The sequence below is a fragment of the Ruminococcus sp. B05 genome, assembly GCF_003628495.1.
GTDB classification, from domain to species: domain Bacteria; phylum Bacillota; class Clostridia; order Lachnospirales; family Lachnospiraceae; genus Schaedlerella; species Schaedlerella hominis.
The window spans coordinates 1-23,644 of record NZ_RBZR01000019.1 but is presented as its reverse complement, the minus strand read 5'-3'; the positions used below and the strand labels follow the sequence as shown (position 1 = coordinate 23,644).

At 37.6% G+C, this 23,644-nt stretch carries 22 protein-coding genes; 18 read left to right on the top strand and 4 right to left on the bottom strand.

The window, feature by feature from the left end; genetic code table 11:
• The first annotated feature begins 2 nt into the window (after nucleotides 1-2).
• The 15 genes from D8Q48_RS12835 (at nucleotide 3) to D8Q48_RS17585 (ending at nucleotide 19,113) form a co-directional block, all read left to right on the top strand.
• The gene (locus D8Q48_RS12835) at nucleotides 3-2,144 is read left to right on the top strand and encodes a bifunctional Gfo/Idh/MocA family oxidoreductase/class I SAM-dependent methyltransferase (RefSeq protein ID WP_118037246.1); all 2,142 of its coding nucleotides are present in this window, start codon (nucleotides 3-5) and stop codon (nucleotides 2,142-2,144) included.
• Nucleotides 2,131-6,354, top strand: a complete 4,224-nt coding sequence (locus tag D8Q48_RS12830; protein ID WP_121056715.1) for a non-ribosomal peptide synthetase — start codon at nucleotides 2,131-2,133, stop codon at nucleotides 6,352-6,354. The genes D8Q48_RS12835 and D8Q48_RS12830 overlap by 14 nt, the downstream gene beginning before the upstream one ends.
• The gene (locus tag D8Q48_RS12825; protein ID WP_117484503.1) at nucleotides 6,351-7,448 is read left to right on the top strand and encodes a saccharopine dehydrogenase NADP-binding domain-containing protein; all 1,098 of its coding nucleotides are present in this window, start codon (nucleotides 6,351-6,353) and stop codon (nucleotides 7,446-7,448) included. Before D8Q48_RS12830 ends, D8Q48_RS12825 begins: the two co-directional genes overlap by 4 nt.
• 156 nt (nucleotides 7,449-7,604) lie before the next feature.
• Nucleotides 7,605-8,183, top strand: coding sequence for an MptD family putative ECF transporter S component (locus D8Q48_RS12820; protein ID WP_118037247.1), 579 nt, complete (start codon nucleotides 7,605-7,607; stop codon nucleotides 8,181-8,183).
• Complete coding sequence (locus D8Q48_RS12815; RefSeq protein WP_118037248.1) at nucleotides 8,183-8,920, top strand: energy-coupling factor transporter transmembrane component T; 738 nt, start codon at nucleotides 8,183-8,185, stop codon at nucleotides 8,918-8,920. Before D8Q48_RS12820 ends, D8Q48_RS12815 begins: the two co-directional genes overlap by 1 nt.
• Nucleotides 8,921-8,924: 4 nt before the next feature.
• Complete coding sequence (locus D8Q48_RS12810; RefSeq protein ID WP_118037249.1) at nucleotides 8,925-10,460, top strand: energy-coupling factor ABC transporter ATP-binding protein; 1,536 nt, start codon at nucleotides 8,925-8,927, stop codon at nucleotides 10,458-10,460.
• A 94-nt stretch (nucleotides 10,461-10,554) separates the two neighbouring features.
• The gene (locus tag D8Q48_RS12800; protein ID WP_015524564.1) at nucleotides 10,555-11,412 is read left to right on the top strand and encodes an AraC family transcriptional regulator; all 858 of its coding nucleotides are present in this window, start codon (nucleotides 10,555-10,557) and stop codon (nucleotides 11,410-11,412) included.
• A gap of 120 nt (nucleotides 11,413-11,532) precedes the next feature.
• On the top strand, nucleotides 11,533-13,314 hold the full coding sequence (locus tag D8Q48_RS12795; RefSeq protein ID WP_118037250.1) for an ABC transporter ATP-binding protein: 1,782 nt from the start codon (nucleotides 11,533-11,535) through the stop codon (nucleotides 13,312-13,314).
• Complete coding sequence (locus D8Q48_RS12790; RefSeq protein WP_118037251.1) at nucleotides 13,307-15,055, top strand: ABC transporter ATP-binding protein; 1,749 nt, start codon at nucleotides 13,307-13,309, stop codon at nucleotides 15,053-15,055. The genes D8Q48_RS12795 and D8Q48_RS12790 overlap by 8 nt, the downstream gene beginning before the upstream one ends.
• A 340-nt stretch (nucleotides 15,056-15,395) precedes the next feature.
• Nucleotides 15,396-15,548, top strand: a complete 153-nt coding sequence (locus D8Q48_RS17260; RefSeq protein ID WP_015524567.1) for a hypothetical protein — start codon at nucleotides 15,396-15,398, stop codon at nucleotides 15,546-15,548.
• Between the two features lie 77 nt (nucleotides 15,549-15,625).
• Nucleotides 15,626-16,288, top strand: a complete 663-nt coding sequence (locus D8Q48_RS12785) for an alpha/beta fold hydrolase (RefSeq protein ID WP_279230737.1) — start codon at nucleotides 15,626-15,628, stop codon at nucleotides 16,286-16,288.
• Between the two features lie 293 nt (nucleotides 16,289-16,581).
• A complete protein-coding gene (locus D8Q48_RS12780; RefSeq protein ID WP_243116297.1) occupies nucleotides 16,582-16,839 on the top strand; it encodes an iron dependent repressor, metal binding and dimerization domain protein in 258 nt (85 codons plus the stop codon).
• A gap of 634 nt (nucleotides 16,840-17,473) precedes the next feature.
• On the top strand, nucleotides 17,474-17,674 hold the full coding sequence (locus D8Q48_RS12775) for a hypothetical protein (RefSeq protein ID WP_118037253.1): 201 nt from the start codon (nucleotides 17,474-17,476) through the stop codon (nucleotides 17,672-17,674).
• Between the two features lie 543 nt (nucleotides 17,675-18,217).
• Nucleotides 18,218-18,484: a hypothetical protein gene (locus D8Q48_RS12765; protein WP_147422756.1), complete on the top strand. Its 267-nt coding sequence runs from the start codon at nucleotides 18,218-18,220 to the stop codon at nucleotides 18,482-18,484.
• A 185-nt stretch (nucleotides 18,485-18,669) separates the two neighbouring features.
• Nucleotides 18,670-19,113 carry a hypothetical protein gene (locus D8Q48_RS17585; protein WP_243007224.1) on the top strand — a complete coding sequence of 148 codons (444 nt, stop codon included), beginning with the start codon at nucleotides 18,670-18,672 and terminating at the stop codon, nucleotides 19,111-19,113.
• Nucleotides 19,114-19,665: 552 nt separating this feature from the next.
• Here D8Q48_RS17585 and D8Q48_RS17580 read toward each other — a convergent pair.
• Together D8Q48_RS17580 and D8Q48_RS12750 are read right to left on the bottom strand one after the other, a co-directional pair.
• Nucleotides 19,666-20,508, bottom strand: coding sequence for a relaxase/mobilization nuclease domain-containing protein (locus tag D8Q48_RS17580; protein WP_243116296.1), 843 nt, complete (start codon nucleotides 20,506-20,508; stop codon nucleotides 19,666-19,668).
• Nucleotides 20,475-20,798, bottom strand: coding sequence for a MobC family plasmid mobilization relaxosome protein (locus tag D8Q48_RS12750; RefSeq protein ID WP_118037257.1), 324 nt, complete (start codon nucleotides 20,796-20,798; stop codon nucleotides 20,475-20,477). Before D8Q48_RS12750 ends, D8Q48_RS17580 begins: the two co-directional genes overlap by 34 nt.
• Nucleotides 20,799-21,047: 249 nt before the next feature.
• Between D8Q48_RS12750 and D8Q48_RS12745 the strand changes: the two genes are divergently transcribed.
• Both D8Q48_RS12745 and D8Q48_RS12740 read left to right on the top strand, forming a co-directional pair.
• Nucleotides 21,048-21,434: an MmcQ/YjbR family DNA-binding protein gene (locus D8Q48_RS12745; protein ID WP_117484514.1), complete on the top strand. Its 387-nt coding sequence runs from the start codon at nucleotides 21,048-21,050 to the stop codon at nucleotides 21,432-21,434.
• Between the two features lie 11 nt (nucleotides 21,435-21,445).
• Nucleotides 21,446-21,853, top strand: coding sequence for a flavodoxin family protein (locus tag D8Q48_RS12740; RefSeq protein WP_172697014.1), 408 nt, complete (start codon nucleotides 21,446-21,448; stop codon nucleotides 21,851-21,853).
• Nucleotides 21,854-21,911: 58 nt separating this feature from the next.
• On the opposite strand, the gene D8Q48_RS12735 is transcribed toward D8Q48_RS12740, so the two are convergent.
• Both D8Q48_RS12735 and D8Q48_RS12730 read right to left on the bottom strand, forming a co-directional pair.
• The gene (locus D8Q48_RS12735; protein WP_005344265.1) at nucleotides 21,912-22,112 is read right to left on the bottom strand and encodes a helix-turn-helix transcriptional regulator; all 201 of its coding nucleotides are present in this window, start codon (nucleotides 22,110-22,112) and stop codon (nucleotides 21,912-21,914) included.
• Nucleotides 22,113-22,168: 56 nt separating this feature from the next.
• Nucleotides 22,169-22,900 carry an XRE family transcriptional regulator gene (locus tag D8Q48_RS12730; RefSeq protein WP_118037259.1) on the bottom strand — a complete coding sequence of 244 codons (732 nt, stop codon included), beginning with the start codon at nucleotides 22,898-22,900 and terminating at the stop codon, nucleotides 22,169-22,171.
• A 194-nt stretch (nucleotides 22,901-23,094) separates the two neighbouring features.
• Between D8Q48_RS12730 and D8Q48_RS12725 the strand changes: the two genes are divergently transcribed.
• Nucleotides 23,095-23,644 (top strand): DNA polymerase IV (locus tag D8Q48_RS12725; RefSeq protein WP_147422755.1); only part of this gene is annotated, 550 nt, incomplete at its 3' end.

Below are 23,644 nucleotides of genomic sequence, written 5' to 3'. Positions count from 1 at the left end.
ATATGAAGAATATTATTGTTTATGGTAGTCGGTTTGGACAATTTTATCTTGAAGCGCTAAAGCGAATGAAAGGAATAAAGATAGTAGGTTTATTAGCCAAAGGAAGTGATAGGAGTTATGAATGCGCAAGATATTATAATATTCCTCTATATACTTCATTAGATGAAGTAGAAGAAAGGGTAGATGTTGCTTGTGTTGCTGTGAAAACAGGGGCACTAGGAGGCGAAGGCGCTAATATAGCAAAACAATTATTGAGAAAAGGAATAAATGTTCTGTTGGAGCAGCCAGTTCATTATAAAGAATTGGGGGAATGCTATAAGATTGCGCAAAATCAAAAAGTGTATTTTGGGGTTGGTAACTTGTATTTGAACCTACCTGCAGTTCAAAATTTTATACGTAATGTCCATATAGTTAGTAAGACAGAAAAAATAGCATATATTAATGTTGATTTAGCGACTCAGGTTTCCTATCCAGTAATTAGTATTTTGGGCGAAGTGCTTCAGACACTTCGCCCATGGGAGAATGTGGGAAGTATATGCGGTCATGTGCCCTTTCAGACGGAAACTGTAAAGATTGGAGATATTCCAATAAGTTTCAGAGCACATAATGAAATCGAAAAAGAAAATATAGATGGATTTTTACATATGCTGTTTCGGATTAGTGTTGGATTTGCAGGTGGACAATTGACATTGTTTGATCCTGATGGTCCTGTTATTTGGAATCCTAGAATTCATTTCCCGGATGAAAATATTATACCAGGGCGATTAGAATTCCATTCACCTTTAAATATGGATGAACAGAATTCATTTATATTATATAGTAGCGAGAAGAAACAAAAAATGATTTTTAAGGATGAATGGCCTTGTGCAATTGCAAAGGATATAGAAAAAACTGTAGTGGAACCGACAGAACCAACTATTCAATATATACAAAGGATTTTGAATAATAGTCATGCTTGGCAACTTTTAATGAAAGGACTGGGATATCCTGAGATTGTTTCGGGGAGTTTTTATAGTTACTATCCGTCAGAAAAACTTTTGAGAGAAAGTACCTCTTTGTTTGAAAAAAGCAGTGCCTTGCTTGGTGGTATGGCAGTATTTAATAATATGTGTCTAAAAACAATGTATTATTATTTGCAGCAGAATATCAAAGAAGTAAATAAAGGATATACGAGTGATGAACTGATAGAACGAATAGGAGTGAAAGCTGATTTTGTTCCCATAATACATCGTTGGCTTCATGTGCTTAACTCTAATAGCTATATAAGAAATGAAGAAAAAGAATATTATTTTGAGAAAAAAATGCATTATTCAGAACTTGAAAAAATTTGGGTGGATGGTAAAAACGTTTGGGAAAATGCAAATTTAGGAACTATATCCACATATGAATATTTTAAGAATAATGCTTTAAAACTTAACTATATCATGAAAGGGGAATTAAATCCTACATTACTATTGTTTCCGGAAGGTCAGATGTATGTAGCGGATGATTTGTATTCAAAGACACCAATTTCAAGTTATTATAATCAAATGATTTCGGATTATGTTAAAAGTGAATGTGAACTGCGTGAAGGATGTAGACTGTTGGAATTAGGAGGAGGAACGGCTTCAACAGCCAAGCCTATTATCGAAAAAATAAAATTTCTTAGTGTAGAAGAATATTTTTTTTCTGATATTTCAGATTTTTTTGTAAATCGTGCTAAAGAGTTATTCTCAGGAATTCGGTTTATTGAATATTTAAAAATAGATATTAATAATGATTTTGTTAGCGATAAAATAAAGGAGGATAGCGTAGATATAGTAATTGCAGTAGGTGTGCTGAATAACGCAAAAAATATAGAAGTTACTTTAAAAAACATCAAAAAAGTTTTAAAAAAAGATGGAAAGGTAATTATCGTAGAAGCAATTGGTGAATCTGTTCAAATGTTAATATCCCAAGCTTTTATGATGCAAGAGCCAGATGATGCAAGAGCCGAAAAAAATGAAACTTTTTTAAAATTATATCAATGGCACGAACTGTTTCAGAAAGTTGGATTTGCTGTCGAAAAAAGTTTGCCAACTATTGATTCTGAACTGTGCGTGTATAATCAAAAGGTATTTGTATTAAGTTGCCAGTTGGAGGATAAATATAGTGGAAGTAAGTAAATTGATTCAAAATATGCGGGAACAAGGAATTGGTATTTGGACTGAAGGTGGGAAAATACGTTATTTAAAAAAGGATGGGAAATTAGATGATGATATAAAAAATATTTTGATTTATAACAAAAAGGAAATTATAAGTTATTTTGAAGAAGAAAGGGAGCGTTTCGATAAATTTCCACTGACGGATATTCAAATGGCTTATTTGTTAGGGCGAAAAAATTCTTTCGAGTATGGGGATGTGGCAAGTCATCTATATTTAGAACTGGATTATCCGGCCTTGGATTCTGTAAAAGTACAAAAGATTTGGAATCAGTTAATTGATAAGCATGATATGTTGAGAGCTATTGTTTTAGAAGATGGGACTCAAGAAGTATTAAGAGATGTGGCAGAATATCCCATATATATATCTACAAAATGTGAAGAAATACGCAGCAAATGGTCTGATAAATACTATAATACTGAAACGTGGCCTATGTTTGATATTGGTGTAACCGAAGACAAAGAAAAAACTACATTGCATTTATCGTTTGATTTTTTGATTGCAGACTGGGCAAGTATTTGGACATTATTAATAGAATTTGAGACAATATACTACAATAAGGGTAACGGGGATGAAAAGTGTGCTATTTCATTTCGAAATTATGTACTTAATGAGGTGGGAATGAAAAACAGTAGTCGATATCGTAGAGATAAAGAGTATTGGAAAAATAGACTGGATATAATTCCTGAAGCGCCAGTTCTCCCGATGCGATCGAATGCTGAAAAAAGTAATAAATTTATTCGTATGGCAAGGAAATTATCGGCTGAAGACTGGGAAAAAATAAAGTTTTTTTCAAGTCAAAATAGTGTGACGCCTACAGCGACTGTGCTTTCTATATTTGCTTTGTGTATTGAACGCTGGAGTGTAAACAAAAAATTTTCATTAAATCTAACTACACTCATAAGAAATAACAAATATACGGGTATTTACAATACTATTGGAGACTTTACTAGTGTAGATGTTTTAGAAATTGATTTAAGTGAGAAAATAATATTTGCTGATTTTGTAAAAAATGTAAATAAACAAATTTTTGAAGATTTGGATCATAGTTCATATTCTGGGATCGAAGTGATTCGCGATTTGCGAAAGAGAAGAAAGAATCCGATGCTTTTCTTTCCTATTATTTTTACAAGTTCTATTGGATTGATAAAAAACGATGGGATGGTTGGGAAAGTTAATAATAATGGAATCAGTCAGACGCCGCAGGCTTTCTTAGATTGTCAAGTTATGGATAATGAAGAAGGTTTATTTATTAATTGGGATATCCGAAACGGTATTTTTGAAGAAGGAGTTATTCAAGATATATTTTGTACCTTTTTAACATATTTGAAAAAAATTTCGGAATCCGTTGAATTTTGGAATCAACAAGCAAATGTAGAATTACCTGAAAAGCAAATGGATCAAAGAAAGAATGTAAATAGTACTTTTAAAGAGATAAAGATGGATACTCTGCAGAACCTATTTCTGAAGAGTGCTTTAGAAATGCCGAAAAAAACAGCAGTCGTGGATGAATGTGGAGAACATACATATGAAGAACTATTGTGGACTGCATATGGAATAGCAGATGAATTGCAGAAATGCAGTTGTAAAGCAGGTGACTATGTTGGAATCAAATTGAATAAGAGTTTTTTTCAGATTGCGAGTGTTTTGGGAACTTTGTTGATTGGAGCAGCATTTGTTCCGATAGACAATGACCAACCAGAAATTCGTGCAGATAAAATACTGGAGATAGCAAAAATCAAATGCTTAATTGGAGAAAAAGAAGAAACTCATAAATATAGAGAAAAATATAAATGGATTGACAAAGACAGTGTCATTTTAAAAAAGAGTTATGATGAGATTGTTAATGACAACTTTGATGATGTGGCATATGTGATTTTTACGTCTGGATCCACAGGTGAACCTAAAGGGGTAGTTATCGAGCAGCAAGCTGTTGTAAATACGATTATAGATATAAATGAAAGATTTCAGGTAAAAGATAAAGACAGTATTCTGGCGCTCTCACAATTACATTTTGATCTTTCTGTTTATGATATTTTTGGAATGTTAGCTACAGGTGGAACAATAGTAATACCAGAAAAAGTTAGATATAAAGATCCGTCTTATTGGCTTATGTTGGTAGAGAAGTGGAATATCACAGTTTGGAATTCTGTGCCCGCCTTTATGGAAATGTTTGTAGACTATCTTGAACGATTCTATAAAGGAGAAAAATTGTCAATTAACAAAATATTGTTGTCAGGTGATTGGATACCAGTAAAGTTGCCAGAAAAAATTTGCAGATTCTTAAAAGATGTTCGAATATATTCACTAGGAGGGGCTACGGAAGCTAGCATATGGTCTATTTATCACGAGTGCAAAATGGGTGAATCATATAATAGTAGCATACCGTACGGTGTTCCTTTAAGTAACCAAGGTTTTGAAGTGCTGGATGCAAATATGAAACCATGCCCAGATATGGTACAAGGAGAACTATATATAACAGGAAAAGGGTTAGCAAAAGAGTATTTGGGAGATGTTTCTAAAACACAAAGTAGCTTTTTTTGGTTAAATAATAAACGAATATACAAAACCGGGGATTTCGGCAGATATTTAAGGAACGGAGAGATTGAGTTTTTAGGACGCAAAGATTCCCAAATAAAAATTTCGGGGCATAGAATTGATACCGGGGAAATAGAAAATGCAATTATGGATTGCTGCTCGGGGAAAAACTGTTGTGTAACAACAGTAGATTGGAATAATGAACCAAAGTTGGTTGCGGTAATTGTTCCAAAAGAAGATGAAAAAAAAGATGAAAAGAGTGTACGGGAAGCATTGAAGCGATACTTACCTCAGTATATGATACCGTTTTTTTTGCAATTTATTGATGAAATACCATGTACTTCAAATGGTAAAGTCGATAGACAGGCAATTCGGAAACTCTTTATTGATAAAAGGGATGATAAGATTCAACATAAAAGATGGGAATTAGAAAATTTAATAGACAAAGAAATTTATTCGATTTTAATCAGTGTCTTAAAGGTTGATGCATTATATCCAGATGATAATCTATTTGAATTAGGGGCAGATTCCTTATTAATGGCACAGATTGCGGGCAGAGTAAAAGAAATTATAGAGCAAACTAAAACATCCGTCACTTTTGATGAGATTCTACGCCAAATATTGAATAATCCTACGGGGGAAGCAATAACAACCTTTGTAAAGAGCAAGCAGAACATTCTAACATCTGAGAATGTACGAACTGATGATTTTAGAATTATAGAGAAAACTGCGAAGGATACAGTATATATTTTTTTCCATACGGCATTAGGAACAACTAATTGTTATCGCTTTGTAGAAAAGGAATTACGAAAAGAGGATTTGGGAGATTTTCTATTTATAAATGTAGAAGATGTAGAATGGTATTATTCAATACAATATCATGAATTAGTTGATAGAATTACAGACGAGTATGTTCGGAAAATAGAGCAACTTCACTATAAAAATATTAATCTTATTGGATATTGTCTTGGAGGTATTCTTGCATTAAATGTAGCTGTAAAATTGCTGGAGAAAGGAATCGAAGTAAATAATCTGTTTGTTATAGATAGTTATCCTGTTTCCGGGAAGGTAGAGGATGAATTTATAGATGAAGTGATCTTTTTGCCTAACTATCAATTAATGCTTTCGGAGGTTCTGGAAGATGTCGATGACTTTAAGGTAATGGAATTTATTACAGAAGTGAGGAAAAGAAATAATGGTAATATCCCTCAAAATACTTTCTTTAACATTATAGAGAAAGATAGCAAAATGAAAAACAATAGTGGTCTTTGGGAATTTGTTAATAGTACAAAAGAAAAAAGATTTGAAGCCTACGCAAAAGCCATTGAGAAAAAAACTTGCATTAACGTGAGTGCTGAACTGCTAGAAGCAACATTTGAAATTTATCAGCATGGATTTAAAGGTGCAAATGTAGAATTACCTTTTTATAGTGGGGATATTTGTTATTTATCAGCATGTGAAGAACAAAAATATTTTTTTGCAGATAAAAACCAAAATTTAGAAATGTGGAACGATATATGTCTTGGGGAATTTGAAGTGATAAATGTTCCGGGAAATCATGTTACATGCATTCATAGTGAGGAAAATGCCACATTGCTAGCACAAATAATTATAGAGAGGAATATAAGAGGATGAAGAAGAATATAGGAATTCTTGGAGCAACAGGTTTGGTAGGATCATCTGTGTTATCTGCGTTACAAGGGAAAGGGTATGCTTTACTTATAGGGGCACGTAATCAATATAAACTTCAGTGTTTGAAAGAAGAATTTTCAACAGAGAATATAGAAATTATACAGATGGATGTATTTATTCCGAAACAAGTTGAAATGTTCTGTTCGCAATGCGATGTAGTCATTAATTGTACATCTCCCGCATCTATAGTTGGGACAAGGATAGTTCGAGAGTGTATTAAGCAAGGGAATGATTATATTGATCCATTTGGAGAAGGAGATGTCGAGAAATATATTGTTGATAATAAAAGTATGATAGGGGATAAAAAAACTAGAATTATACTATCATCAGGTACATATCCAGGATTATCAGAAGCTCTATTTAAGTATGTGGCAGAAATACATAAAGGAGCTGAGGTATCTATCAAAGAATACTTTTATGGAAATAGTTATTTTTCGCATGGAGCTACACAAGATGTAATATCAAGTATGATTAATAATAAATCTAAAAGCATGAGTTTTTTTTATAAAGACGAAATTATTCCATGCAAAATGAGGATAGGGGAAAGTATATGTATAGATGAGAAAGTAGGAACAATGTATCTGTATCCTATTATTAGTAAAGATTTTCGAAGAGTGTGCAAGGAAACAGGAGTCAAGGAAGGTTGTTTTTTTAACACATTTTCTGATCTGTCTTCCATGGCTAGTTTTTTTGAAATTGGAAGCAAAATATATCATTCGAATAGTATGGATACTTTTGGATATACAGAGCAATTGGAAAAAATGTATAGGAACAAAAGTACAGAAAATGAAAAGACTATATTTTGGTTTGGTATAGAACTTGTAAATGGAAATGATGTAGAAAAAAAACTTATGTCTTTTGAATATGCGTGTAACTGGAATTCCCTATCGGGGTATGTTTGTGCGTTGGTGGCAGAATGGTGCCTAAACGATGAAATTTCAAAAGGAAAGGCATATAATTTAGATGAAATAGAAGGTATTCAAAAATTTATAGAGAGTCTTCCGGGAGAAATAAAACAGAATATAGTTAAACTTTAATCAAAAGAATTCTATTTCAAAAATAATATTCAAATGAATCAAAAAAAATCTATTTGGATTTAAAATGCCTTTTTGGAGTAGAAAAATATTATCATATCTGTTATATTACGTTGAAGAAGGTTAGAACTGGCTAACCAAAAGAAGGAGGATGTTATAATGAAGAAACTACAAGGAAAAGACCTTATTAACGTTGGAATCTTTACTGCAATTTATTTCGTGGTATTTATGGCCGTTGCTATGTTGGGTTTTATCCCTATTTTTTTGCCACTGCTGATTGCGATTGCGCCGCTTATTGCCGGCATTGTTATGATGCTGTACTATTCTAAAATCCAAAAGTTTGGAATGGTGTCTCTGACCGGTTTGATCTGTGGTATTTTGATGCTGCTCACAGGTATGGGATATTGGAGTATTATTACCGGTTTTGTTTTTGGTGTTCTGGCTGATCTAATCTTGAAGTCCGGCGATTATAAGAGCGCAAAGAAAGGGATCATTTCTCATGGGGTTTTCTCGATGTGGATTATTGGTAATTATATTCCTATTGTTGTAACAAGGGACAGCTATTACCAAGATTTGATTACCGGCTATAGTCAGGAATATGCCGATGCGATTATGGGGTATATCAGTGCATATACACTTCCGCTTCTTTTGATTGCCGGTTTTGTCTGCGGCGTGATTGGCGCTATCATCGGACAGAAGATTTTTAAGAAACACTTCAAAAGGGCAGGTATTGCATAATGCGTCAGGAGTTATTAGCAAGTCAGAAAAGCGGCAGAGGAATACTGTTAGACCCCCGGACGAAACTCGCTTTGCTTATCACAATTTCCGTATTTGTTTTAAGTGGAGGCATTGGTGTAAATTCCAGACAGTTCGCTCCTGTTTTGTCGGCAGTTCCTCTGATATTGATGCTGACCGAAGGGGCATGGAAGGGGTCATGTATCTATTTTGCCTTGTACGGTGGCAGCTATCTACTGCAAATACTGTCACTCCCGTACTTGTCAGGACTGCCAAGTTTTTTTGTTGTTGCAGTTTGTGGCTTTTTAATGAGGTTTGTTCCGGGAATTATGATGGGATACATTACAGTCAAAACAACCACCGTCAGTGAATTTGTTGCTGCCATGAAGAAGCTGCATTTGCCGGAGCAAATTATTATTCCAATGTCTGTTATATTCCGCTTTTTCCCAACAGTTGTTGAGGAATATAATGCGATAGGCGATGCTATGAAAATGCGAGGGATTCGCTTCGGCGGAGGCAAAGCAGGTGCAATGTTGGAATATAGGCTTGTTCCTGTAATTATGTGTTCTGTTAAGATTGGGGAAGAATTAAGTGCTGCAGCCCTGACGAGAGGATTGGGCGGACCGGTTAAGAGAACAAATATCTGCGAAATCGGTTTTCATGTGCAGGATATTCTTTTCTTGTTATTGTGTGCAGTGGCTTTTGCTATTCCGATTGCAACAATGATTGCAGGGAGGTAGGATTATGATTGAATGTAAAAAAGTTTCTTTTTCCTACCCTTCAAATGAAAGTATCGACGGAGAACGTGAAGTACATGGAACGCTGAAAAATATAGACCTGTCTATTAATGATGGAGATTTCGTGTTGCTCTGCGGAACATCAGGATGCGGCAAAACTACATTAACTCGTTTGTTTAATGGCCTGATTCCGCACTATTACGATGGCAAGCTGGAAGGTAGAGTCATACTCGATGGCAAAGATATGAGTAGCCTGTCGTTATTTGATATATCAAAAAAAGTGGGTTCTGTTTTTCAGAATCCACGTTCTCAGTTTTTTAATGTGGACACGACCAGTGAAATTGCTTTTGGATGTGAAAATCATGGGCTAGCCGAGGAAGATATACTGGAACGGGTGGAGCGCGTTTCCAAGCAGTTAAATCTTATAAACCTGTTGGATAGAAGTGTTTTTTCCCTGTCGGGCGGAGAAAAGCAAAAAATCGCTTGTGGTTCTGCCGCTGCTGTGGAACCGGATATTTTTGTTTTGGACGAACCATCTTCCAATCTTGATGCCTATTCCATAGCTGACTTTCAGGAATTGTTGAAAATACTAAAAGCACAGGGAAAAACTATCATCATTGCGGAGCATCGGCTTTATTATCTTTATGATTTAGCTGACAGGATTATCTATTTAAGCAATGGAGAAATACAAGGGGACTATAATTTGTCGGAATTTCAGTTGATTCCGGCATCAGAAAAGGCTAAAATGGGATTAAGGCCACTGGGTTTGTGTGACTTTGCAGACATTGATCCTGTCGGTCTGCATCAAGGACGGGGAATGTGGAAACTTAACCATTTCCGTTTTGCGTACAAAAATCAGCCGGAAACGCTTCGTTTGGAAGAAGTTGAGATTCCTGCTGGAAATGTAACGGCGGTCATCGGGCATAATGGAGCGGGAAAAACAACACTATCCCGTTGCTTGTGTGGATTGGAAAAACGCTGTAAAGGAATTCTTGAAAAAGACGGCATATCCTATGCAGGTAAAAAGCGTCTGAAAATATGCTATATGGTTATGCAGGATGTGAACCACCAGCTTTTTACTGAGAGTGTTTTAGAAGAAGTTTTACTGAGTATGCCGGAAAAGGATTCGGACGATTCTCCTGAAAATATAGCAAGGGCAGAAGCCATTCTGAATGAAATGGATTTACTCCCGTACAAGAACTGTCATCCGATGGGACTGTCAGGAGGACAAAAACAACGTGTAGCTATTGCATCAGCGATTGCTTCTGAACGTCCGCTGATTTTATTTGATGAACCTACCAGCGGGCTTGATCTTTTTCATATGAGACAGGTAGCCGATTCGGTCAAAGAGCTTGCTAATTCAGGAAAAACAGTTATGATTGTGACCCACGACCCGGAATTTATACTTAGATGCTGCAATCATGTGATTCATCTGGAAAACGGAATGCTGGAAGAAAGCTATTCCCTCTGGGATATGGAAGGACGAGAACGGCTATTAAACTTCTTTATACTGGAAGGGGGCGGCGGAAATCAAACTGTTTGATGGTAAAATAAATTGCGGATCAAATGTAAAAAATGTCATTGAAACTGAGGATTGTGTTGTCCTGCAAATTTTTGACGAAAGCGGCGAAGGGACAATGACAGCTCACAAAATTTTTGATGGCGCTTTTGTGATGTATAGTGATATGCACCTAAAAGAATGCGTTTCTCATTTTCAGAGTAGTACAGGCAGTTCGCTTCTCTATATCGACCATTGCCGGGAGGGACGAATCGAAAACGAAATTGGCAATCATGCTTATGGCTATTTACAGGAGCATGAAATGCGAGTTGATAACAGGCGTTTCCATTCGGGACGAGTTTGCTTTCCGCTTTGCCATTACCACGGGATGACGCTCGGGTTTGATTTGGAAATTGCTGTGCCAGCCCTCAGAGATTTTTTTGGCGGGTTTTCGGTTGATTTATATGAACTTCAAAAGAAGTATTGTAACGACAAGAAACCGTTTGTTATTCATAATGAGCCGGGAATTGAACATATTTTTTCAGAACTTTACTTTGTCCCGCAGCAAATCAAAGGAGACTACTATAAAGTAAAGGCACTGGAACTACTTTTGTATCTGGACGCTTTGCAAATTTCCGAGTCCAAAGAGGAACGTCCTTATTTTTATAAAGGGCAGGTAGAGAAAATAAAAGCAATCCACGACCTGATTACAACGGATTTGCAAGAGCATTATACAATGGATGAATTGGCTGAACGGTTCCAGATTTCATTGACGGGCATGAAAAACTGTTTCAAAGAGGTTTACGGAGATTCCATGTATTCTTATCTTCGCCGTTATCGAATGAATATCGCTGCTACAATGCTCAGGCAGGATTCCAAAAAGGGGATTGCAGAAATTGCCGGAGCTGTCGGATATGAAAGTCCCAGTAAATTTGCAACGGCCTTTCGTCAGGTGATGGGACAAACGCCTATGGAGTACCGAAAATCTTTTTTCTAAATGGTGCATAAATGCCGTTTTGGAGAGGAAAGAAGAATCGAATACTGTTACAATGAGGATGGTTAGCAAGGACTACCCATCCTTTTTCTTTGCTAGCTAAAAAGAAGGAAGGTGATTGTAATGGAACAACAAAAAGATAACTGGGTTAAAATTCTGTTTTCCTTTGCCGAGCCATGCAAAGGGAAAATGACCCTCTCAGTGTTATGTGCTATCTTGAGTGTTGCCGGAGGGTTTATTCCTTTTTGGGCTGTATATGAAATCCTGCTGGCATTTATCAACCGAACTGTAACATTAAATTGTATTCTGATTTGGTGCATGGTTGGGTCGGCAGGCTATTTGATACGGGTTTTCTGCTATGGAACTTCTACGATCCTGGCGCATATTTCAGCCTATACTATTTTGGAAGGAATCCGTCTGAAAATTGCGGATCGACTGATGAAAGCTCCTCTTGGCGAGGTGATGGGGCGGCGAATCGGCTATCTGAAAAACATAATCATGGATAAAGTTGAGGATTTAGAGCCGCCTTTGGCGCACATGATCCCAGAATTGACCTCTAACCTTCTGCTCCCTATTGCAATTTTTATCTGGATGCTGGTCATCGACTGGCGCATGGGATTGGCGGTATTGATTGCTCCGATACTGGCTATGATTCCTATGTTTTTCCTGATGAGGAATTATAATAGCCAGTATGCCGCTTATATGGAGGCAAATAACCATGTCAACAGTATCATTATCGAGTATGTGGAAGGTATCGAGGTTGTAAAGGCTTTTAACCAAAGCACAAGCTCTTATGAAAAATTTGTTGGTGCTGTCCAGTCATTCAAGGACTTTACTCTGGCATGGTTTAAGAGTACATGGAAAACCATGAACTTGATGATGGCAATTATGCCGACAACGCTCCTAGGGGTTCTTCCTGTCGGCCTTTTGCTGGTGCAGAATGGAAGTATCTCCCCTGCGGAGCTTGCAATGGGGATTATCCTTTCCCTCAGCATTGTTGGACCGTTGATGAAAGCAACCACTTTCATTAACGAAGCAAAGTCTATGGAATATGCAGTAGAGGCGGCAAATGAACTTTTGAACCTGCCTGTACTGCCGGATTCAGGGAAAATCGTATCTATTCCTCACAATGATATTGCGTTGAAGCATGTAACCTTTTCCTATGACGGTTCCGAGCAAAATGAAGTGTTGCATGATGTGAACCTGGAATTGCCAGAGGGAAGTTTTACGGCACTTGTAGGACCGTCTGGCGGCGGTAAATCAACGATTGCCCGTCTGATTGCAAGGTTTTGGGACGTGACAGGCGGCAACATTACCATTGGGGGGAAGAATATCAAAGAGTTGTCTATACGCCAGCTTTCCGAACTGGTCAGTTTTGTGACGCAGGATAACTTCCTGTTTAATTGCTCCCTGAAAGAAAACATCCGTCTTGGAAATCCAAACGCCACAGATGAAGAAGTATATGCGGCGGCGAAAGCGGCCTGCTGTGATGAATTTATTGTGCGTTTGGACAAAGGATATGATACCCCTGCCGGTGATGCCGGAAAGAGGCTGTCCGGCGGCGAAAAACAGCGAATTGCGATTGCGAGGGCGATCCTCAAAAATGCCCCGATTGTTATTTTGGATGAAGCGACAGCATTTACTGACCCGCAGAACGAAGATAAAATTCAGAAATCTATCATGGCGTTATCAAAGGGTAAAACTCTTCTTGTGATCGCCCACCGCCTTTCCACCATTCAGAACGCAGATCAGATTGTCGTGTTGAAAAAAGGCCGGATTGTGGATTGCGGAAAGCAGAAAGAATTGTTGAAGCGGTGTCCGCTTTATGCGGATATGTGGAAAGCCCACATCGGGGCGAAGAATTGGTCTGTGAGTGAAAAGAAGGAGGTGGCCGCTCATGTTTAAGTCTATGAAACGGATCATTAAATGGGCGGGGAAATATAAGGGACGCCTCTATCTTGGCTCTGTTTTTTCCTTTTTCAGCAGCCTGTCTACGGCGATCCCTACAATGGCTGCCGCTTATGCCCTTGATAAAGCAATCGCAGCTTATTGGGCAGGCAACACAATAGAATCCTCCCTGATCTGGCAGACGCTTTGGATTATTGTTGGCTCGATTGCGCTTAACTTTCTACTCTCTTATTTGCGGGCGGTGTTGCAGGAAAGCATTGGTTATGAAGTAGCCGCAGGGCAGCGAATCCATTTAGGCGATGTGCTGAAAAGGGTTCCTCTGGGATATTTTTCTAAAAACAGCGTGGGCGATATTCTGACAGGTGTTACCACGGAGCTATCCACACTTGAATTGCAGGGAATGAAGATGGTTGACATCATTATCAACGGATATGCAAAGTTTATTGCAATTCTCCTGTGTTTCCTTTTCCTGAGTCCAGCCGCAGCAGTGATTTCTGTTGTCGGCGTTGCCTTTTCCTCATTGGCCTTACATGGTATCAGCAGGCATAGTGAAAAGACCGCTGCTATCACGCACCAGGCCATGGAGGATATGTCTGGCTCTGCGATTGAATATATCCGCGGGCTGTCCATCGTTAAATCGTTCGGACAGGAAGGCGCTTCTATTGAGAGTTTCCGCAACGCAAATAAAGATTTGAAAGATATTCATATCAGAGTAGAAAAAGGCTATACGCCATTTAATTGTTTGCATCTGTTTGCCTTGAAACTGGCATCGATGGGAATTGTATTCATCTGTGCATGGCAGGCTCTTGAAGGGCAAATGAGCCTTGCCTATTTCCTGATGTTTGTCCTGTTTTCTTTCGTGGTTTTTGGAAGTGTGGAAAACGTTAACGATGCGGCGCACATGTTGGGGCTTATAGATTCAGCTATGAACAAGCTGGAATCTCTGGAAAATGCAGATTATATTGACCAGAACGGAAAAGATATTACGCCGACTTCTTATGACATCGCCTTTCAGGATGTGTCCTTTGGTTATGATAAAAGGATTGTGCTGCATGATGTAAATTTCAGGATTCCTCAGAATACCACAACAGCGATTGTAGGCCCCTCTGGAAGCGGAAAATCTACCCTATGTAGTCTGATCGCCCGCTTTTATGATGTTAATGCCGGAACAATTACTTTGGGTGGAACAGATATTCGTGAATTTACCTGCGATAGTCTGTTAAAGAACATCAGTATGGTGTTCCAGAATGTGTATCTGTTTCGGGATACGATTCGCAACAATATTAAATTCGGCAGCCCAGATGCTACGGAGGAACAGATCATTGCTGCCGCAAAAAAAGCGCGCTGCCATGATTTTATCATGGCCCTGCCAAATGGGTATGATACCGTAATTGGTGAGGGTGGTTCGTCCCTCTCTGGCGGTGAAAAGCAGCGGATTTCGATTGCAAGAGCCATGTTAAAAGATGCTTCAATTGTTATTTTGGATGAGGCAACAGCCAGTATTGATCCAGAGAACGAGCATTTGATTCAGGAAGCTATTTCTGCTCTAACACATGGTAAAACAATCATAACGATTGCCCATAGGTTAGCAACGATTGAAAATGCGGATCAGATTCTCGTTATTGATGGAGGAACGGTAGTGCAGAAAGGAACTCATAAAGAATTACTGAAACAAAAAGGAACCTATCGAGATTTTATTAGTATTCGTGAGCAGGCTGAAGGTTGGAGAATTCAGTAGATTACGAAAAGAAGTTGCAGGAAAACGCAATATTCAGAAAATACCATTGGTTAATATTTGATAGGAGTGATTTGAGGTTTTGTGTGTTTTCTGGCATAATGTATTGAGATTAAAAAAAGTCATTTATAAACATTGTTGTGCAATTTGTGTTCTTGAGATGCAAGGAGTATTCTGCACATTGTTTGTTTATGGATTATGACTGCTTGCAGAGTGCGGTGTTAAGTTTGGATTAATTTAATATGTCGTTGGTATTTTAGGAAAGCAAAAAATTATAATTATAATAATGAAAAATTTGCTTTCCTAATGAAACGGCATACCTAAATATTAGTAAGAGGTTATCATGAAAATAATAATTATTATTATCTTATTGGCATTTATTATTCTTGCTTTGAGTTTTTTGCTTACGTTCATAATGTATCGTATGCAGTTTGGAAAGAGAATAGATATTTGTGAAGCGGATAAAAAATCAGATATTCCCAGAAGAAAAAAATAGAATTTTATTCGGGAAAAAATAAATTAACAGGATATTTCTATGGAATTAATCAAAATAAAGTTAATAATAAGGTTGTTTTGCTTGTGAATGGGTATGGAGTTACGTATAATGCTTATATGCCAGAAATATGTGAACTGATAAACTGTGGATACCTTGTATTTTCTTATGATATGACAGGATGTGGTGAAAGTGAAGGAGAAAATATAAAGGGATTTGCACAGTTTATTATAGATGCCCAAAATGCTGTACTATATTTAAAAAAACAAGGACTAGATAAAATTATCGCATTTGGGCATAGTACAGGTGCATATGCTGTGGCGGCATTGTTGAATATACAGAAAGAAAATTTGAATAAGGCAATTATAATATCGGCCTTTGATGTTCCAAATAAATTTGTGAGAATGTGTATGCAAAAAAACATGAAATGTTTTGCATATTTATTACAGTTTTGGATAGCTGTATTTGAAAAGATTCAATTTGGTAAGTATGCATTACTTAGTGGAAAAGATGGCGTTAATAAATATCAAAAACCTGTGTTAATTATACAGGGGGCTAAAGATGATCAAGTCGAAGTAAATAATTCGTTATATAGTTTACGGAAAGATATTATCAATAATCAGGCTGAATTTTTGTTGGAAAAGAATAGAGGTCATTATCCTACAAGGATTGAAAACGAAAAGGATATAGTAATAAACAAAGAGATATTTGAAGTGATAAAAGAATACATTAAAGACACTTAAATGAATTAATGTATTAATTGCATACAAAAAAATAAGGGATAATAATAGTTTTTCACTGCATTTTGCTGTTGCAACAAAATAAGAGATATTGTGTTCCGGCGCAGTAAGATAGTTTTTCAAAGGAAATTTATCAAAAAAATTAGTCAGGCAAAAGATAGGAGGTGCTTAATGGCATTACATGAATCAGCAGAAGATTACTTAGAAGCTTTATATCTATTACAAAAAAGTTATCAGAGGTACGTTCAATCAATCTTGCAGATTTTCTCGGATACAGTAAACCAAGTATTACGAATATGGTAAAAATTTTGATTGATGAGAAAATGGTTCAAAAAGATGACAAGGGTATTCTTAGTCTGACTCAAAAAGGAAGTGAATGTGCGAAAGAAATTTATGAAAAACATTGCTTCTCTTATGAGTTATTGGTTTCAGCCGGAATTGATGATAAACTGGCGCAAAAGGAGGTTTGTAAGATGGAACATGATTTATCTGAAGAGAGCTTTCAAAAATTAAAAGAATTGTTCAAAAATATGAATGCACCCCGGAACCGTTAGCAATGCTGGATATTAAGCTATTGCTGCTATATCTTTTGTAGTACTATGAATACCATTTAGTGCAAAAATATCAATATATTGTACTTGAAAATGTTGACGAAAACAAAATCTAGTGCCATGATAAATGCGTAAACAGTTTCATTCGGGGAATATCCTGAATAAGAAATTTCATCTCGAAATGATCCGGGATTTGAAAGCAGATTGTGCGAAACGCACCGAAGAAGTCTGTTCGGGCTTCTGTAATATTGGTTCAGGCATTAGCCTGAAAAGACAGAAATGACATCAAAAAGCAAAGAATTGTTTTTTGGTGTTTTTTTTATGTTCAGGCTGGCGGAAGGAGGGAAGACAAGAACAACCTTTGATTGATTATAAACGAGCAGGAATGCGGGAAACAAAATGAAAACTAAAAAACAAAGAAAATGATGTGGAGCGAGAAAGGAGTGTTTACGTTCCTTTTTTGTGCTTTTGGAAAATGATCAAAGAAGGACAGTGGAGAAAGGAGTGAAAACGTGCATATCCATGAATTTGCCGACTGCTGAGAATTTGCTCAGGAGAGGCAATTGAAGGAACAATTCCGGCAACGCAGGAATACAGGGATTTTGTGAAGAACCTGCATTCAAAGCAGATATTAAATATGCAGGTCATTATCCCGTTTTATGAAGTCCGGTTCCAGTATGAAACAATCCGAAAGAACCTTCGGACTGGGAAAAAGTATTTTTTTGCGAGCAATGGCGAGCATGAAGATATTGATCTGGAGATTGGGATGAAGCTGGAGAATTCAGTAGATTACGAAAAGAAATTGCAGGAAAACGCAATATTCAGAAAATACTATTAGTTAATATTTGATAGGGGTAATTTGAGTGTTCCAAGGCCTAATGGATAGAGATTAAAAAAAGCCATTCATACAATTGTGAATTCTTCGTGTACTTCGCATTAAAGCAAAAACGAAGCAGGAAAAACTTGCCAAATTCCTTGATTTTACGCACTTTCTGATTGAATTTTTTCTTGGGAATGTGGGCCTCCTTAGTGTAATATCATACTAAAGGAGGTCCACATGTACTACAGTTTTACGGTGCCGATTCCAAAGCACAGGGAAAAATTACCCGGATGAAAAAAGGAAATCTCACATACATTCAGTTCGAAACTGGTCGCACGTATTACCCGGAAAAGAAATACACGATCCCTGTGCGGGTCAGCATCGGAAAACTTGATCCAAACCATCCGGAAATGATGTACCCAAATAAAAAGTTTTCTGACTGACATCTTTTCCGACTCTCCTATGCCGGAGGAACGCCCTGAAGCTTATCGGAGCTGCGTCCTCCGGATCGGAACATATATTGTGATCCAAAATGTATTGAAAGAGCACAAGCTTCCCGGAATGCTCGAAAAACATCTCAGTCAAGACTATGGGACACGGAGGTCGGATTATTACATAGAAGCTCTGGACAGAAAAATTGAAAGACTTCAGGAAAAAGATAAGGAACACAGTGTTCTTGCTGAGGAGCTTTACACACTGTTGGATGAACGACATCCGGAACGGAAAATCGAGAGGGCAAAGCAGGCGTTGTATAATGCATACGTGGAAAGCGAGCGTTCATTGGATGAAATCATTGACTTGATTCGGAATGTCGATGAATGGATATAGGTTGGATTTAGTTGTAAAATTTCTGGAAGTTCACAATGAAAGATTCGCTCAGTCTTTTGAAAAAATGCTTTTGATGGCACGGGAGAAAGAAGGCAGATGAGGAAGTATAGATGTAGAGGAATAACAGAAGCTATAAAAATCTAAAACAAAAACAGAAGAGTACAATAGCAGATAAAACATACAAGATGTACTTGAAGTTCTATCTTGAAAATCAGCGAATGCCGGATGTTGCTGAAATGAATGATATTTGCAAAAGCTTATTTGTAGCAGTTAAAGCAATCGCTCCCAAAACAGAATATGAAGAGTTTTATAGAATTGTTGAGAAACGTGAAACAGGGTATGAAACTCGTATACTAAAAGACATTCAGAGTGGAATTACACTAGAAACATTTATGGCAAAAGGACATAGGAAAACGCCGGAAGAAAAAGCAGCTGTTGCGAAACAAAAGAGGAAACAGAGGCGAGCAAAACGGAAAAAAGAAGCAAGAGATAATCTGACCAAAGAAGAGATCTTGCAAGATGACCGATTTTTCTGTATTGCTGGTTATACCTCCGGAGGTGCACCGTATGGTGTCACCTGGGAGGAAAAGGATTTGAAACCTTGGGAAGATTTGGAAGAAAATGAGTGAGTTGCCAGTGCAATCTTATTTTTCTCTTGTGACAGAAACAGGTTCCTTTTTTGCCGGAAGTAAGTCTGAACTGATCTCAGGAGCATCGAGCAGTGCAGTGAAATTCTGCTGAATGATATCCAGTGTCTTTTGTTTTTTCTGTAATTCTTGTTTTTCCCGGACAGCGGCAGACTGTTCCGATTCAAGATTTTCAATCTGCTTTTGGATTTTTTCAGAGCTTGGGATTCTGGTAACGCCCAGATCCTGAAGCTCTTTTTTTAATGAATCGTGAAGTTGGTATTCTGCCTGATGCCTGGTGCGGTATGCTTTTGGATTTTTGACAGATTTGCAATCTTCAATAACTTTACGGCAGAGTCGGTAAGAATCACAATGCTTTTGAATAAGTTTTTTGGTCCCAAGTTCAGTGTTGATTTCTTCAATCCGCTGATCTGTTGCTTTAATAGAATTTTCAATATCGAAAACGTGCTGCTTGAAATCTTCATAATTCAGCAGGTTATTTTCGGAAAGATAGTTGAAGGTGCGGGCTGCCTCTTTTAGATTACTTAATTTTGCCTATCGTTCAAATCCTTCTCGATTGCCAGTTGTAACATACGTGGAGATATTGACATACAGGCGAGCTTCTCTGGACAGATGCCTTGGAGCTTTTACTTTGTTACGATTTTTTGACAGACGGATGCGGACATTTTCTTCTGAATAATAGCTTCCAAGAGATTTCATATAAGTGAAGTTTTTCTGTTCCGGTGCACGGAAGGACAGGTGTTTTCCCTGTCGGACTTCATATCCGGCTAACTGCATTTTTTGTAAAAATTCCTCATAGTTGATGGAAGTCCAGATTGCTTTATCAACTGCAACACGTAGCTTGGCTTTCCAACTGGTGCCACGATGATATTCCATGTTCTCCTTATAACCTTTGCCTTTTTCTCCGGTTGGCATACTGGTGGCAAGTCCATTTTCATGACAGATACGATTGCTGATTCTGCAGAGCTTATGGTAGCTCCGCTTATTAGAAACATATTTGTGGTAATCAACAAAGCTTGCAGCGTTGAAGATGATATGGTTATGAATATGATTTTTATCAACATGGGTGCTGATCACGTATTCATATTTTCCTTTTAGTACTTCATCTGCGAATTGCTGCCCTAAGCGATGGGCGGTTTCGGCATCAACTTCTCCAGGTTTAAATGACTGGATTAGATGAAATGCCAGGTTATCGCCTTTGTCCATTCCATTCTTTTTTGCCATTTCTCTTGTCATGGAAAATTCAAGATCTGCAGTTTCTGGGGAACAGCCAAAACTGGAAACTAACAGTTTTTCATCTGTCTTATCTGGATTTGTAATATAGTTCAGAGCTTTCTTGTCTGTTACTTTAATGGGGAAGATCTTAAGATACGCCATAATTCTTTCACCATCTCTTTCAATTCTTGCATTTCTTCCGGATACAGATCTCCAGTAGTATTCACCTTCTTTGCAATCTGATTGATGTTTATGCCAATCTTGTGCATTTCCTCATACTGTTTCTTTAGTGGAGTGGTATCGGTGTTGACGATGTAACCGTCGATTGCCATTTTACGCAGATAAGCTCCCATGTTTTTTGTTTTGGATTCTATCATCTTTCTGCGGATAAGCTTCCTTTCTTCTTCAGTGACATAAAAATGGATTTCTTTGTTTCTCTTTCTTTCAGCCATTGGCGGGCTCTCCTTTCTGAGAGGGCAGTAGTATCGTTGCTTTCAGCATTTTTCAATTTAGGGCAGGGTTCCCTAAATTGGGATTTTTCGGAAGTGTATCCTCACTTCCTGTCCTTGCTGTTTTACCCCTCTATTAGTTAAAGTCAGGAGAACCGGAAAAATGCAAAAGAATTTGGCAGGTAGTATGGGATACGAAAATGTGGTATGATTATGGGCAGGATATCAGAAAAATCAGGAGTTGAATAGATTGTGAAGAAAGAAGAAATTTTTGAATATGTGCAGAAACAGTATGGCACAATGCCGGAATATTTATGGAGTAAACTATCGGACAGTGCAGTACTTCGACATAAAAATGGGAAATGGTATGCAGTGATCATGACGGTTGAAAAATCGAAACTGGGATTAGAGGGAAATGATCTGGTTGAAATCATGGATGTAAAGTGCGATCCAGAAATGACCAGTATGATTATTCAGACTTATGGATTTTTACCAGGATACCATATGAATAAACAGCACTGGATCACGATTTTACTGGATGGTTCAGTCAGTGAAGCGAAGATATTGGACTTTTTGGATATGAGCTATGACCTGATTGACGGAGCAGACAGAAAGGAAGAAAAATGTGAACAGCGATAGTATACGCATCTGTGCATCATGGAAATACAGAAAAATTAGTAAAGAGGATCGCAGAAGAATGTCAGGTGGATTTGATTGATGCTGTGAAACAGCAAGATGCAGACCTGAGCAGTTATGATATGATTGGGTTTGCATCAGGAATCTATTTTTCAAAGTTTCATCAGTCGATATTGGAATTTGCAGAGAAGAATCTACCGGACGACAAAAAGATATTTCTGATCTGTACTTATGGCGGGAGTGCGAATTATAAAACCATAGAGCAGATTTTGGATAAAAGACATGCCAGTGTGGTTGGAAAATTTGGCTGTAAAGGGTATGACACATTCGGACCATTTAAACTGGTTGGAGGTATTGCTAAAGACCATCCGAATGAAGAAGATATGAAAAACGCAGCGGACTTCGTAAAAGGATTACACTGATTTTTGAGTAAAAGGAAAACCGGGGATTTTACTCCTCGGTTTTCTGGCAGTTGTGTTTCTAGTCTTCAACCTGAAAAATATCTTCTACAGGCACTTTCAGGTAATGTGCCAGCCGGATTGCAATCTCAAGAGAGGGATTACGTTCTCCACGTTCGATGCGGCCTATAGTCTGGCTGCAGGAACCTATGGCTTCAGCCAAATCTGCTTGAATGAGATTCCGTTCTTCACGAATATCTTTTAGTGTATTATTGATTGCCATTCAATCACTTCCTTTGCTTATTGTTATCAGCAGGATCATGAACCTGCTGTTGAAATCTAATGAAATCCCGGAATTTCTGCACCTTTGCATTTCCCGATTACTTTTCCAAAAATCTTAAAAGAGTCAGATTCCAAAACCTGGATAGGACGATATTTTTGATTTAAAGAAATCAGATAAACACCATCTGGCTCATCGTGTAATTCCTTGATGTAAGTATTGCCGTTGAGATAGAAGATTCCAATTTCACCATTAGCAAGAAAATCTTTTTTCTGAATCCATGCAACATCGTCTGTATGATAAAGTGGCTCCATACTGTCACCGGAAATCCGTACACCAAAGTCAGTCTGCTCAGGAGCAAGGTGTCCTACATCATAGGTTTCTTTTACAGAATCCTCCAGGTAATTTCCAGTACCAGCAGAAACTGGTTCCCAGGTAATTTCTACAGGATGATGGAATGGGATAATTTTTGCAGACAGTGGAGAAAACTTTTTAGAAGCTTTCAAAATATCAGCAAATTCAATCAATTTATTTCTGCCTTCTTCATTCAATCCACTCATAATGTTATATGGGTTTTCTCCAAAGAAGGATTCATATATATCTTCGATATCAAGTAACTGGCAAAGTGTCAGGAAAACATGTAAAGCTGGTTCTCGTGCATTGGTCTCCCATTTGGAGATTGCTTTTGTAGTGACCTGAATACCTTCCTGAGAAAGCAGGTCTACAAGATCTGATTGAGAGTATCCTTTCTTTTTTCTATTTTCTGCTAATATTTCCCCGAAATCGCGCATTTGTTCGCCTCATTTCTATTTGAATTTTCTATATGCATTATACCGTATGTCAGAAATAAAATCAACAATAATCTCCAAAATGGAGAAAATACAACCAAGATGTTACTTGACTATCTCCGGAATGTCGATATATACTAAACATACAAAAATTGATAAGACATCATGTTGAAGGAAACAGCTGGGAGGTAAAAAGTTTGAGTGAGCGTGTGATCCTGCATAGTGATATGAACTGTTTTTATGCCAGTGTAGAAATGCTGCATCATCCGGAATTTGCCGGAATGCCGCTGGCAGTCGGTGGCGATCCGGAAGCCAGACATGGGATTGTGCTGACAGCAAATTACATTGCAAAGCAAAAAGGTGTAAAGACCGGAATGGCATTATGGCAGGCAAAACAGATTTGTCCGGAAATCATATTTGTACCACCACGGATGGATTTGTATTTGAGATTTTCACAGATGGCAAGAGAAATCTATTCGGAGTATACGGACAAGATCGAGCCATATGGAATTGATGAAGCTTGGCTGGATGTATCGGACAGCAGAAATCTGAAAGGAAGCGGAATGACGATTGCAAGAGAAATCAGCCATCGGATTAAATACGAACTTGGAGTAACAGTGAGTATTGGAATTTCCTGGAATAAGATTTATGCGAAACTTGGTTCAGATTATAAAAAGCCGGATGCAATCACAGAGTTTAATCGAGAAAATTATAAAGACAGGATATGGCAGCTTCCAGCGTCAGATT